The sequence below is a fragment of the Pseudomonas syringae genome (assembly GCF_021605415.1).
Taxonomy (GTDB): domain Bacteria; phylum Pseudomonadota; class Gammaproteobacteria; order Pseudomonadales; family Pseudomonadaceae; genus Aquipseudomonas; species Aquipseudomonas syringae_S.
This window is the reverse complement of the sequence record NZ_WKEQ01000050.1, coordinates 1-12,151: the sequence shown is the minus strand read 5'-3', so window position 1 is coordinate 12,151 and position 12,151 is coordinate 1. Positions and strand designations below refer to the sequence as shown.

Below are 12,151 nucleotides of genomic sequence, written 5' to 3'. Positions count from 1 at the left end.
GTTACTCCCCTTTGCCGCCGGCGGCTTTGTCAGCTGCCTGAGCGGGGGCCGGGTTCTTTGCGTCTACGTTGGTCGCTTCGCTGGCTTTCACTTCGACACCCGGCTTCACGTATTGCAAACCTTCGGTGATCAGACGATCACCGGCTTTCAGGCCGTCTTCGATCAGCCATTGGCTGCCGACGGTGCGGCTGGCTTTCAGCTGACGCAGCTCGACTTTGTTGTCCGGACCAACGACGAGAGCGGTCGGGGTGCCTTTGAGGTCGCGGGTCACGCCTTGCTGCGGCGCGAGGATCGCGGCGCTGTTCACACCGGCCTGCAACTGCGCGTGTACGAACATGCCCGGCAGCAAGGTGTGATCGGGGTTCGGGAAAACGGCACGCAGGGTCACCGAACCGGTGGTCTGGTCGACCGACACTTCAGAGAATTCCAGCTTACCGTCGAGCTTGTACTGGCTGCCGTCTTCGAGGGTCAGCTTGACGGCGGCGGCGTTGTCGCCAGCCTTCTGCAGGCGACCGCTTTCGAGTTCGCGGCGCAGCTCAAGCAATTCTACCGAGGACTGGGTGACGTCGACATAGATCGGATCCAGCTGCTGGATCACAGCCATGGCTTCGGTCTGGCCATTGCTGACCAGTGCGCCTTCGGTAACCGAGGAACGGCCGATACGGCCGGAAATCGGCGCGTAAACCTTGGTGTAACGCACGTTGATCTGCGCGGTCTGCAACGAGGCTTCCGATTGCATGCGATTGGCGACGGCGGTGTCGTATTCCTGACGGCTGACGGCTTGCTCGTCGACCAGTTGCTTGTAGCGATCAGAGATCGACTTGGTCGAACGCAGATTGGCTTCGGCGCTTTTCAGGGTCGCTTCATAGACCGAAGGATCGATCTGATACAGCTGCTGGCCGACTTTGACGTCAGCGCCTTCCTTGAACAGACGCTTGAGAATGATCCCGTTGACCTGCGGTCGAACTTCGGCAATGCGGAACGCGCTGGTGCGGCCGGGCAGTTCAGAAGTCAGGGTAAAGGCTTGTGGTTGCAGGGTGACAACGCCGACCTGAGGGGGTGGTGCGGCCGGTGCCGCGTCTTCCTTTTTGCATCCGCTGAGCAGCGATGCCAGGGCGAGGGCAGTGACCAGAGCGGTAACAGCTGGCTTGAATTGCATGAAAATCCTCGGGTCAGGCGCGCAAAGTGCGCACAAGAAGTGTTGAAGGGTAAAAAAAGGCTTCCGGGTGGATAAGTAGCTTGCTATTGAATATACTTACGTTCATGGTTGTTTGTAAATACCTTGGCTACGTACCCACACGGTTACAAAAGTTGTTTCAAGGTCGGAAATTGTAGGTCGGGGAGGCGATTCGCGAGAGATCCCCCCATTTTTATTCAGCGGATATTCAGCCATCCCTGAAACATCCTGTTTGAGGTTTTACTGCCATGGTCCGTCGTACCAAAGAGGAAGCTCAAGAAACCCGAAGCCAGATACTCGAAGCGGCGGAAAAAGCCTTCTTCGAGCGAGGCGTGGCCCGCACGACCCTGGCGGACATCGCGACCTTGGCCGGTGTGACCCGCGGCGCTATTTACTGGCACTTCAGCAACAAGGCCGATCTGGTGCAGGCCATGCTGGACAGCTTGCAGGAACCCTTGGAAAATTTGGCCAAAGCCAGTGAGAGCGAGGATGAGCTCGATCCGCTGGGGTGCATGCGCCAACTGTTGATTCATTTGTTTCATGAAATTGCACTGGATCCGAAAACCCGGCGTATCAACGAAATTCTGTTTCATAAGTGCGAGTTCACCGATGAAATGTGTGATTTGCGCCAGCAGCGCCGGACGGCCAGTCTCGAGTGCAACACGCGCATCGGTCTGACCCTGCGAAACGCGGTCAATCGCGGCCAATTGCCGGAAGACCTCGACACTTTCCGAGCGGCCATCTGCATTCACGCCTACATCGACGGCCTTCTGTATGGATGGCTGCTCGCCCCGGACAGCTTTGATCTGCATGCCGAAGCTGAGCGTTGGGTCGATACCGGGCTGGACATGCTGCGCTGGAGCCCAAGCCTGCGCAAATGAAACAAAATCCGCAATGGCCGAAGCTTATGTCATTTGGCCTGTTTTTTTACGGGCCTGCGGCGGGGAGTTTATACGTAAGTGAGCTAAGTATTTTGTAGGGAATTTGTGCGTGTGGGCGTGAGCAAATGTCGCAGCTGCCCGACCGGCCTTAAGCGAAAAAGCCCCCGGCTCTTAAGAGTCGGGGGCTTTTTGCGTTTCTGCGGTGCGATTTACAACGTTGGATAGTCGATGTAGCCGACCGGGCCTTTCGCGTAGAACAGCTCTGGACGCGCCTCGTTCAACGGCGCATCAGCCTTCAAACGTGCCGGCAGGTCCGGGTTGGCAATGAACGGCACACCAAACGCCACAGCGTCGGCCTTGCCGCTGGCCAGCCACGCGTTGGCGCTGTCCTTGGTGAAGCGTTCGTTGGCGATGTACGGGCCACCAAAGGCTTCTTTGAGTTGCGGGCCGAGGCTGTCGGCACCTTCTTTCTCGCGCGAGCAAATGAACGCGATGCCACGCTTGCCCAGTTCGCGAGCGACGTAGGTGAAGGTCTCTGCCAGATTGTCATCCCCCATGTCGTGGGAGTCGGCGCGCGGTGCCAAGTGCACACCGACACGGCCGGCGCCCCAAACGTCGATCGCAGCGTCAGTCACTTCCAGCAGCAGGCGGGCACGGTTTTCCAGGGAGCCGCCGTAGTTGTCGGTACGCTGGTTGGTGCTACTTTGCAGGAACTGGTCGAGCAGGTAACCGTTGGCACCGTGGATTTCCACGCCGTCGAAACCGGCGGCTTTGGCGTTCTCGGCACCGGTGCGGTAAGCGTCGACGATGTCGGCGATTTCAGCGGTTTCCAGGGCGCGTGGCGTCGGGTAGTCGGCCAATGGACGCACCAGGCTGACGTGGCCCTTCGGCTGGATCGCGCTCGGTGCAACCGGTGCTTCGCCGTTCAGGTACGAGGTGTGAGACACCCGGCCGACGTGCCACAGTTGCAGGAAGATCTTGCCGCCCGCGCCATGGATCGCTTTGGTGACATTGGCCCAGCCGCGGACCTGGTCGTTTGACCAGATGCCCGGCGTATCCGGATAACCCACGCCCATCGGGGTTACGGACGTGGCTTCGCTGAGAATCAGGCCGGCAGATGCGCGTTGCACGTAGTACTCGGCCATCAATGCATTCGGCACGCGCCCCTCATCGGCGCGGCAACGGGTCAGCGGCGCCATGATGATGCGGTTGGCCAACTCGACGTCGCCCAGTTTGATCGGATCGAAAATAGTCGTCATTTAATACAAGCCTCGTAGGAAATCAGTGATCAGTTAGTAACAGGCGCCAGATCGGCATTGCCGCCCTGACGGAAAGTGATGAGCGTCACCAGCAGCGCGAGCACCGCCAGAACCGCTGCGGCCAAGGGCACGCTGGTCAGGCCGAAACCATGGGCGATGACGCTGCCGCCGACCCAGGCGCCCAATGCATTGCCGATGTTGAAGGCGCCGATGTTCAGCGTTGAAACCAGATTCGGTGCAGCTTTGCCGAAGGTCACGACGTTGACCTGCAGCGCCGGCACGGCGGCGAACGACGCGGTGGCCCAAAGGAACAGGGTGATTTCGGTCGGGATCAGCGCGACGCTGGTCCAGCTCAGCACAGTGGAAATCACCGCCATCGCCACGAACACACCGATCAGAGTGGCGCCCAGGCGCTTGTCTGCCAGTTTGCCGCCGATGATGTTGCCGACGGTCAGCCCCAGGCCGATCAGCAGCAACGTCCAGGTCACGCCTTTAGGGGAGACACCGGTGACATCGCCGAGCAGCGGCGCGACATAGGTGAAGAGGGTGAACATCGACGCGGCGAACAGCGCAGTCATGCTCAGGGACAGCCAGATTCCGGCGCCCTTGAGTGCGGCCAGTTCGGCACGCATGTCGAGTTTTTCTTCATCGCGCTTGGCGGGCAGGAAACGGATCAGGCCAATCAGTGCGACGACGCCAATCACGGTGACCGCCCAGAAGGTCGAACGCCAGCCGGCTTCCTGACCCAGCGCGGTGCCCAGTGGCACGCCCAGTACGTTGGCCAACGTCAGACCGGTAAACATCAGCGCCACGGCCGAAGCGCGTTTGTTGGCCGGCACCAGACCTGCAGCCACCACCGAACCGATGCCGAAGAACGCGCCGTGACACAGCGCCGTCACCACGCGGGCGAACATCAATACGTTGTAGTCACTGGCCACTGCACACAGCAGGTTGCCGACAATGAAAATCCCCATTAACGCCACCAACGCAGCCTTGCGCGGCAGTTTTGCGGTGGCCAGTGCCATGAACGGCGCACCGATGGCCACGCCCAGGGCGTAACCGGTCACCAGCCAGCCGGCGCCGGGAATCGACACACCGAGATCGGCCGCCACGTCGGGCAGCAGGCCCATGATGACGAACTCGGTGGTGCCGATGGCGAAGGCGCTCAAGGCAAGTATGAGGAGCGAGAGGGGCATTGTTGATTCCTTGTCGGCTGGCTGACGTTAAGGGTCAGAGCTCTTTACTGAGGGTGCTGAGGAACGCCTGGACGGTGTCCTCGTTTCGTTTGAAAAAATGCCATTGGCCGACTTTGCGGCTGCTGATCAGGCCGGCGCGTTGCAGGGTCGCCAAATGCGCGGACACTGTGGACTGCGACAGGCCGCAACGTTGATCGATCTGCCCGGCGCAAACACCGTGCTCATTGCTGTGAGACTGGTCGGGAAATTCGACGGTCGGATCTTTCAGCCAGTGCAGGATGTCTCTGCGTACCGGGTGCGCCAGGGCTTTTATTATTTCGTCGACGTTTAGGTTCATGGTGGGGTGCTCGTGATGTGTACAACGCTATATCGCGATGGGGCGAACTTTAAATCGGTACTTCGCGATATACCAATATGATTTTGCTCTGATGATCAAGAAAATCGGTATATCGAGTTATAACGATATTTGAGGCGCAGTGCTAAGCTGCGCCCATGAACTATCTCGCACATCTACACCTCGGTGGCCAGCGCCCCGGACAATTGCTCGGCAGCCTATACGGCGATTTCGTCAAAGGACGGTTGCAAGGTCAGTACGAACCGGAGATCGAATCGGCCATCGTGTTGCATCGACGCATCGATGTCTTCACCGACCGTCATCCGTTGGTGGACGTTGCGTTGGCGCGGTTTTCCGATACCCGTCGGCGTTACGCCGGCATCGTGCTCGACGTGTTTTTCGATCACTGTCTTGCGCGGGACTGGCGGTTGTATGCCGACCGACCGCTGGCGCAGTTCACGTCCGATGTCTATCAAGCGCTGACGAACGAGCGCCAGTTGCCAGAACGCCTGGCGAAGATTGCACCGCACATGGTTGCCAATGACTGGCTGGGTTCGTATCAGGAATTTGAAGTGCTGGAACAGGTGCTCCGCGGGATTTCCCGACGCCTGACCCGGCCGGAAGAACTGGCGGGAGCGATGCAGGAATTGCGACGGTTGTATGAGCCGTTAAGTGAGGATTTCGCGCTGTTCTATCCACAGTTGCAGGATTTTGCACAAAACGCAGCACCACTGAAAATCTAATGTGGGAGCGAGCAGGCTCGCTCCCACAGGGTTACACCTTTCAGGCGGCTATCAGTTCGCCCGCACGTCGCGGTTCGGCTGGCTTGGCCACTTCGCCAAACAATGCCTTCTGCACCGCTTGCTGCGCCTCGAATGCTAATGCCGCCCGCTCCCGGCCCTGGCAGGCAATCGGCTTGAGCAGATGGATTTCCACATCACCCTGGTCATTGCCAAACAAACGCATCAGGTGCGACAGCAGATCGTCATCGCCAATGAAGGGCGCCAGCGAGTCGATTTCACCATCACGCTGATAACGGATCGCCACCGGTTGCAGCTTAACCTCGGAATCGATCGCCGCCGACAGCAAGCGCCCGTGAAAGGTACGCAGCGAACGACCGTCAGTGGTCGTACCTTCCGGAAACATCAGCAGCGGATGCTCCTGTTGCAGGTGACGGGTCATCTGTTTGCGGATCAACTGGCTGTCGCCCGAGCCACGACGGATAAACAGACTGCCAGCCTTCGCCGCCAGCCAACCGGCCACCGGCCAGGTGCGCACTTCAGCCTTGGACAGAAACGACAGCGGCGTCAGCATGCCGAGCAGGGGAATATCGGTCCATGACACATGGTTGCTGACCCACAGCATCGGCTGCTTCGGCAATTCACCGTGAACGGTCACGCGAAAGGGCAGGGCATTGCTCAGGCGCGCCATGAAAAACCGCGACCAGCGCTGCCGACGCTCCATCGAGTGGGCCAGGCCCAAACGCTCGAGCAGGCCAAACAGACTCGCCATGGTCAAACCCAGCGTCACCACCACCAACACTCGCGCGATCCGCGCGTACACCCGCAGCCGGCTCATTACACGGCCGCCTTGAAGTGTTTGGCGTAGCGCGGGCAGAGTTCGTCGCGCTTGAGCAGGATGAACACGTCGGCGACCTGGAAATCCTCGTCCCAGCACGGCTCGCCGCAGATCTTCGCGCCCAGGCGCATATAGGCCTTGAGCAGTGGCGGCATTTCGGCGATGACGTTGGACGGAATATCCAGGGTCGGCAGCGGATTTTTCGGCTCGGCGCGCAGGTGTTCGGTGCACAGATAACGTTCGCGCAGACGCTGCATGATCGCGTGAGCCTGAATGCCGCCGTCCTGCATCGGAATACTCGCGCAGCCCATCAAATAGCTGTAGCCGCCCTGATTCAATACTTCGGCCAGTTCGCCCCAGAGCACGGCGATGGTGCCGCCGTTGCGATAGGCGGGGTCGACGCAGGTACGGCCGATTTCCAGGATCGGGCCTTGCAGATGCGCCAAGCCGTGCAGGCTGAATTCTTCTTCGCTGTAGAACTTGCCAAGGCTGCTGGCGGCCGTGTGATCAAGCAGCCGCGTGGTCGCCACCAGACGCCCGGTGTTCAGGTCACGCACGCCGATGTGAGTGCAGTGAACATCATAGTCATCCATGTCCAGACCCAGCTCCGCGCCTTTCAGCCTGGCGTTGAACTCGCCGCTGAACACGTTGAAACGCAGGGCCTGGGCTTGCTGCAAGGCCTCGGCGCCGATCAGGCGTTCGGCTTGCAGACGGCGTTCATTGCCGGTGTCGCTGATGCGAGCGATCTGAGTCATGTAAATCTCCGTACGGGCCATTAACCCGTCGTGGGTTGCAGCCGATCGACTTTCTTTATGCAGCCGTGTTGTGCAAAGTCAGGCTATGTAGCCCCGGTGTCATCGCCATGAATGTTTGGTGATGGTTCCATGACAGCCCACAAGGAGGCGCTTATGCCCTGGTCAACGCTGCTTGAACGCCATGAACGCTTGCCCGCCGTCGCCGATCTGAGCGAAGGATTCGCGACCCTGTTGCAGCAACTGGGCAACGTCACGCCATTCGAGTTGGCAGTCGCGGGCGGGCGCCGGATGGCGACGCCGGGGCTGGCATTTCTGGTGGGTTATCAGGCGGCGCTGCGGATGTTGTGGCCGAGCGCCCCGGCGAGCCTCGGCGCGTTATGTGCGACGGAGCAACGCAGCTTGCGTGCGGCGGACATGCAGACTCGCCTGACGGACCTGCGCCTGAACGGTCGCAAGGATTTCGTCACCGCTGGCGACGCCGCCGACTGGCTGCTGATCGCCGCTCGCAGCGAAGAACCGGGCCAGACCCCGCGCCTGAGTCTTGCCGTGGTGTACCCCGGCGAACCGGGTGTGCGGGTAGAAAAACTGCCGGCCTTGCCGTTGATGCCGGACGTCAGTCACGGTCGCTTGCACCTTGATGATGCGATGTGCGAATTGCTCGCCGGGGATGGTTGGGATGCTTATGTGAAGCCGTTTCGTAGCCTGGAAGACTTATATGTGCTGAGCGCCATGACCGCGTGGCTCTATGGCGTCGGTCAGGACAGCGGCTGGCCCCAAGCGCTGCAACTGCGCTTGCTGGCGCTGCTGGCCGGGTGTGCGGAAGTCAGCCGGCAGCCGCCGAATAATCCGGCGGGGCATGTGTTGCTCGGCGGATTGTTCGCACAGTTCGACGGACTCAAGTCCGAGATCGATCAGGCACTGGCGAACGGCGCGACGGAGTGGGCGACGATGTGGCAACGGGATCAAGCCGTCATGCAAATGGCCGCCACCGCCCGGGCCAAACGCCTGACTAAGGCTTTGGCGGTGAACTGACGGGCCTCATCGCGGGCAAACCCGGCTCCCACAGGATTTCTGTATTGATCGTTCCCACGCTCCGTGTGGTAACGCAGCCCGGGACGCTCCGCGTTCCAGCCGTTAAAGGATCGTCCGAACACGGCCCGAGCCTGTGGCCGCTCCTACACTGGAATTGTCATTTTTGCGGGCTAGTCTCAGCGGATTCGAGTCTGAGCTCTCGCCATGTTCAAAGGCCTGTCCCTGCTGTTGTTGCTGTTCAGCTTCACGGCGCAAGCCGCCAGCCCGGCGTTGCGAGACCTGGAAACCTACGCATTCCAGCTTCGCGACGACGCCACTCGCTAAGGCATCCGCACTGACACCTTGCTGGTGCTGCGCGACGGTCAAATTGTCTACGAACGCTACGCCGGTCCGACCACCGCCGACACGCCGCACCTGACCTGGTCGATCAGCAAAAGCCTGATGGCCACGGTGCTCGGCGTGGCCTATGGCGAGGGCTTGTTCAAACTCGAAGACTCGGCGCAAAAGTTTTACCCGCCGCTGAACAGACACCCGGCCATCACCGTGGCCGATCTCCTGCACTGGGCCTCGGGCCTGGACTGGCAGGAAGACTACGAATACGCCCCGCTCAAGTCCTCGGTCGTGGCGATGCTCTACACCCGAGGCCGCCGTGACATGGCTGCGTTCACGGCCGACCATGACGCCTATGCCGAACCGGGGCAGGCGTTCCGTTATTCCAGTGGCGACAGCAATCTTCTGGCGGCGGCGCTGAAAACCATCGTCGGCCCACAGCGTTATCCCGATTATCCATGGACGGCCCTGTTTGAACCGCTGGGCATCCGGCATGCCGTGTGGGAAACCGACGCCAGCGGCACTTTTGTCGCCTCTTCATACGCCTACCTCACCGCCCGCGATCTGGCGAAGGTCGGCTTATTGATGGCGCAGGATGGCCGTTGGGGCGACAAACAATTGCTGCCCAAGGACTGGGTGGCGTTCAATCGTCAGCCATTCGCCGGTTACAAGGCCCACCAGGATGAAGCGGTTCCTGGCGGCCATTGGTGGCTCAATCGCGCGGTAGAGGGCGCCACGCAACCTTGGCCGGATGCGCCCGCCGACACTTTTGCCGCCCTCGGCCATTGGGGCCAGGCGATGTACGTGATCCCCAGCCAGAAACTGGTGATCGTGCGTTATGGCGATGATCGCGACGGCAGTTACCGTCACAACGAATTGCTCAAGCGTGTGCTCGGGGCAATGCAGCCATGAAGCTGTTCAGACGCTTTCTACTGGTGCTGCTGCTCGCAACGCTTGGCTGGGTCTGGCACGAGCGCGCGGCGCTGTGGGCGTTCCCGGACATCATCGGCGCGTACACCGCCAAGGAATATTGTTCGTGCCGTTACGTGATGAACAATGCCGCGCAATATTGCCGGGGCTATGTAAAACAGTGGTTGCCGACCAGCCGCTTCAGCGATGACGCCGCCAGCAAAACCATCATCGTCAACGGCATGGGCCGAACCCACAGCGCCCAATGGCAAGACGAACGCCAAGGCTGCCGCCTCAATCCCTGATCTCCAATTCCATGCAAACCCTGTAGACGTTGCCGAAGGCTGCGATCTTTTAATCTTCGGCTTGCAATAAGCCGAAGGCCGGTTAAGGTTCGTGCAGGTTCATCCGCCCCACGAGTTTTCAATGTTCAACCGCTCCCTCTGCTGCGCCATCACCGGCCTATTGCTGGTCACCGCCGCGCTGCCGGCCCAGGCCAATTGGTATCTGGACGGCGAATCGTCGCGGCTCTCCTTTGTCAGTACGAAAAACGCCCACGTCTCCGAAGTGCAGCGCTTTCTGGTGTTGCATGGCAAGGTCGATCCCGACGGCAAGGCCCAAGTCGACGTCGAGCTGGACTCGATCAACAGCGGCATTCCCTTGCGCGACGAACGCATGCGCAAAGACCTGTTCCAGATCGAGCAATTCCCCGAAGCGACGATCACCACGAAAATCGACCTGCGCCCGATCAACGACCTCGCTCCCGGCGCGCAGCTTGAATTGCGCCTGCCGCTGACCGTCAGCCTGCACGGCAAGCAGCACGAATACCCCGCCGAACTGCTCGCCACCCGCCTCGATGATCGACGCTTTCAGGTCGTGACGTTGGAACCGCTGGTCATCAGCGCCGAAGATTTCGACCTTGCACCGGGCCTCGAAAGCTTGCGCAAAATGGCCGGCCTGTCGGCCATCAGCCTGTCGGTGCCGGTGGGTGCGGTGCTGATTTTCACGGCGCGCTGACATGCGCGGCGCGGTGTTCCCCTGGCGTGACGGCAACCGCTTCGAGCTGTTGATCGACGGCCCGCAGTTCTTTCCGCGGATGCTGGAAAAAATCGCCGAGGCCCGAGAGCAAATCGAACTGGAGTTGTACCTGGTCGAAGCCGGCGCCTGCGCCGAAGCCATTGTGCAGGCGCTGGTACAAGCCGCCGAGCGGGGCGTGCGGGTGCGCTGCCTGTTCGATGATTACGGCAGCCTGGCGTTTACGCTGCACCTGCGCCAACGCCTGACCGGTGCCGGGGTTGAGCTGCGTTTTTACAATCGGCTGAACTGGCGACGTTGGGTCGGCAATTTTTACCGCGATCATCGCAAACTGCTGCTGGTTGACCAGTGTTTGGCCGTGGTCGGCGGCACGGGCGTTACCGATGAGTTCTGGACGCCGGGAGAAGACACCAGCGAATGGCATGAAGTGATGGTCGAAATCAGCGGCCCGCTGGTGCTCGACTGGCAAGTCTTGTTCGACCGCCAATGGATCGCCAACCGTCATCGTCGCGCCTGGGCGCCGAACGTGAATTTCGGTTTGCCCCGTTTGCCTCGGGTACCGGATACAGGCGAGGGCATGGGCCGCGTAGCCTATGCCGATGCCCGTCAGCACCGGGACATTCTGCAATCGTTGTTCCGCGCCCTGAACAGCGGGCAGAAACGCATCTGGATGGCCACACCTTACTTTCTGCCAACGTGGAAAATCCGCCGTTCCTTGCGCAAGGCGGCCGCCCGAGGCGTGGACGTGCGTCTGCTGCTGACCGGGCCGCGCACCGATCACCCGTCGGTGCGTTACGCCGGGCACCGTTACTACCCGCGTCTGCTCAAGGCCGGGGTGACAATCTTCGAATACCAGCCGTGTTTCCTGCACCTCAAAATGGTGCTGGTGGACGACTGGGTGAGCATCGGCTCGTGCAATTTCGACCACTGGAATTTGCGCTTCAACCTTGAAGCCAATCTGGAAGCGCTGGATCCGCCGTTGACAGCAGCCGTCGAGGCGAGCTTCACCCGGGATTTTGCATTGAGCGAGCGGGTGAGCCTGGAAGAGTGGCAGCGCCGGCCGTTGTGGCGCCGGGTGAAACAGCGGATCTGGGGATGGGTGGATCGGTTGGTGGTGAATCTGCTGGATCGACGGGGATAGTCGCCACCCCCATAAACACTGTGGGAGCTGACTTGCCAGCGATGGCGGCGTGACAGTCAACCGGGATGTTGAATGTGCTGGCCTCATCGCTGGCAAGCCAGCTCCCACAGGTGTTGTGTTGGCTAAAAAGTTACAGCAGCTCGAAGCTCTGCTTCGACCATGGAGTTTGGGCTGCAATCTGGAAGCGCCGGCCGTTGTGGCGCCGGGTGAAACAGCGGATCTGGGGATGGGTGGATCGGTTGGTGGTGAATCTGCTGGATCGACGGGGCTAGTCGCCACCCCCATAAACACTGTGGGAGCTGGCTTGCCAGCGATGGCGGCGTGACAGTCAACCGGGATGTTGAATGTGCTGGCCTCATCGCTGGCAAGCCAGCTCCCACAGGTGTTGTGTTGGCTGAAAAGTTACAGCAGCTCGAAGCTCTGCTTCGACCATGGAGTTTGGGCTGCAATCTGGAAGCGCCGGCCGTTGTGGCGCCGGGTGAAACAGCGGATCTGGGGATGGGTGGATCGGTTGGTGGTGAATC

General features: G+C 60.6%; 12 protein-coding genes and 1 pseudogene. 7 read left to right on the top strand and 6 right to left on the bottom strand.

Features of this window, described 5'->3' with window-relative positions:
* Position 1 precedes the first annotated feature (1 nt).
* Complete coding sequence (gene emhA, locus GIW69_RS24255; protein ID WP_236485302.1) at positions 2 to 1,159, bottom strand: efflux RND transporter periplasmic adaptor subunit EmhA; 1,158 nt, start codon at positions 1,157 to 1,159, stop codon at positions 2 to 4.
* Positions 1,160 to 1,425: 266 nt separating this feature from the next.
* On the opposite strand from emhA, the gene GIW69_RS24250 reads away from it, so the two are divergent.
* A complete protein-coding gene (locus GIW69_RS24250) occupies positions 1,426 to 2,058 on the top strand; it encodes a TetR family transcriptional regulator (RefSeq protein ID WP_236485301.1) in 633 nt (210 codons plus the stop codon).
* A 209-nt stretch (positions 2,059 to 2,267) separates the two neighbouring features.
* On the opposite strand, the gene GIW69_RS24245 is transcribed toward GIW69_RS24250, so the two are convergent.
* Genes GIW69_RS24245 through GIW69_RS24235 form a run of 3 tightly spaced genes read right to left on the bottom strand, consistent with a single transcriptional unit; the run spans position 2,268 to position 4,850 of the window.
* The gene (locus tag GIW69_RS24245) at positions 2,268 to 3,317 is read right to left on the bottom strand and encodes an alkene reductase (RefSeq protein ID WP_236485300.1); all 1,050 of its coding nucleotides are present in this window, start codon (positions 3,315 to 3,317) and stop codon (positions 2,268 to 2,270) included.
* 29 nt (positions 3,318 to 3,346) lie between these two features.
* A complete protein-coding gene (locus GIW69_RS24240; protein ID WP_236485299.1) occupies positions 3,347 to 4,513 on the bottom strand; it encodes an MFS transporter in 1,167 nt (388 codons plus the stop codon).
* Positions 4,514 to 4,547: 34 nt separating this feature from the next.
* Positions 4,548 to 4,850: an ArsR/SmtB family transcription factor gene (locus tag GIW69_RS24235; RefSeq protein ID WP_236485298.1), complete on the bottom strand. Its 303-nt coding sequence runs from the start codon at positions 4,848 to 4,850 to the stop codon at positions 4,548 to 4,550.
* A 155-nt stretch (positions 4,851 to 5,005) separates the two neighbouring features.
* Between GIW69_RS24235 and GIW69_RS24230 the strand changes: the two genes are divergently transcribed.
* Positions 5,006 to 5,590 carry an ACP phosphodiesterase gene (locus tag GIW69_RS24230; RefSeq protein WP_236485297.1) on the top strand — a complete coding sequence of 195 codons (585 nt, stop codon included), beginning with the start codon at positions 5,006 to 5,008 and terminating at the stop codon, positions 5,588 to 5,590.
* 40 nt (positions 5,591 to 5,630) lie between these two features.
* On the opposite strand, the gene GIW69_RS24225 is transcribed toward GIW69_RS24230, so the two are convergent.
* Positions 5,631 to 6,425: a lysophospholipid acyltransferase family protein gene (locus GIW69_RS24225; RefSeq protein ID WP_236485296.1), complete on the bottom strand. Its 795-nt coding sequence runs from the start codon at positions 6,423 to 6,425 to the stop codon at positions 5,631 to 5,633.
* Positions 6,425 to 7,180 (bottom strand): L-ornithine N(alpha)-acyltransferase, encoded by a 756-nt coding sequence (olsB, locus tag GIW69_RS24220; RefSeq protein WP_236485295.1) that lies wholly within the window; start codon positions 7,178 to 7,180, stop codon positions 6,425 to 6,427. The genes GIW69_RS24225 and olsB overlap by 1 nt, the downstream gene beginning before the upstream one ends.
* A 153-nt stretch (positions 7,181 to 7,333) precedes the next feature.
* On the opposite strand from olsB, the gene GIW69_RS24215 reads away from it, so the two are divergent.
* The 5 genes and pseudogenes from GIW69_RS24215 (at position 7,334) to GIW69_RS24195 (ending at position 11,627) form a co-directional block, all read left to right on the top strand.
* Complete coding sequence (locus GIW69_RS24215; protein ID WP_236485294.1) at positions 7,334 to 8,212, top strand: acyl-CoA dehydrogenase family protein; 879 nt, start codon at positions 7,334 to 7,336, stop codon at positions 8,210 to 8,212.
* A 204-nt stretch (positions 8,213 to 8,416) separates the two neighbouring features.
* Positions 8,417 to 9,454, top strand: a pseudogene (locus GIW69_RS24210) (serine hydrolase domain-containing protein).
* Positions 9,451 to 9,756: an amidase gene (locus tag GIW69_RS24205; protein ID WP_236485293.1), complete on the top strand. Its 306-nt coding sequence runs from the start codon at positions 9,451 to 9,453 to the stop codon at positions 9,754 to 9,756. The pseudogene GIW69_RS24210 and the gene GIW69_RS24205 overlap by 4 nt, the downstream one beginning before the upstream one ends.
* Positions 9,757 to 9,877: 121 nt before the next feature.
* Positions 9,878 to 10,468, top strand: coding sequence for a YceI family protein (locus tag GIW69_RS24200; protein ID WP_236485292.1), 591 nt, complete (start codon positions 9,878 to 9,880; stop codon positions 10,466 to 10,468).
* Between the two features lies 1 nt (position 10,469).
* A complete protein-coding gene (locus GIW69_RS24195; protein WP_236485291.1) occupies positions 10,470 to 11,627 on the top strand; it encodes a phospholipase D-like domain-containing protein in 1,158 nt (385 codons plus the stop codon).
* Positions 11,628 to 12,151: the final 524 nt, after the last annotated feature.

Excerpts from the sequence above, each read along its gene's own strand:
- emhA (WP_236485302.1), bottom strand. The coding sequence starts at position 1,159 with ATGCAATTCAAGCCAGCTGTTACCGCTCTGGTCACTGCCCTCGCCCTG.
- GIW69_RS24250 (WP_236485301.1), top strand. The coding sequence starts at position 1,426 with ATGGTCCGTCGTACCAAAGAGGAAGCTCAAGAAACCCGAAGCCAGATA.
- GIW69_RS24245 (WP_236485300.1), bottom strand. The coding sequence starts at position 3,317 with ATGACGACTATTTTCGATCCGATCAAACTGGGCGACGTCGAGTTGGCC.
- GIW69_RS24240 (WP_236485299.1), bottom strand. The coding sequence starts at position 4,513 with ATGCCCCTCTCGCTCCTCATACTTGCCTTGAGCGCCTTCGCCATCGGC.
- GIW69_RS24235 (WP_236485298.1), bottom strand. The coding sequence starts at position 4,850 with ATGAACCTAAACGTCGACGAAATAATAAAAGCCCTGGCGCACCCGGTA.
- GIW69_RS24230 (WP_236485297.1), top strand. The coding sequence starts at position 5,006 with ATGAACTATCTCGCACATCTACACCTCGGTGGCCAGCGCCCCGGACAA.
- GIW69_RS24225 (WP_236485296.1), bottom strand. The coding sequence starts at position 6,425 with ATGAGCCGGCTGCGGGTGTACGCGCGGATCGCGCGAGTGTTGGTGGTG.
- olsB (WP_236485295.1), bottom strand. The coding sequence starts at position 7,180 with ATGACTCAGATCGCTCGCATCAGCGACACCGGCAATGAACGCCGTCTG.
- GIW69_RS24215 (WP_236485294.1), top strand. The coding sequence starts at position 7,334 with ATGCCCTGGTCAACGCTGCTTGAACGCCATGAACGCTTGCCCGCCGTC.
- GIW69_RS24205 (WP_236485293.1), top strand. The coding sequence starts at position 9,451 with ATGAAGCTGTTCAGACGCTTTCTACTGGTGCTGCTGCTCGCAACGCTT.
- GIW69_RS24200 (WP_236485292.1), top strand. The coding sequence starts at position 9,878 with ATGTTCAACCGCTCCCTCTGCTGCGCCATCACCGGCCTATTGCTGGTC.
- GIW69_RS24195 (WP_236485291.1), top strand. The coding sequence starts at position 10,470 with ATGCGCGGCGCGGTGTTCCCCTGGCGTGACGGCAACCGCTTCGAGCTG.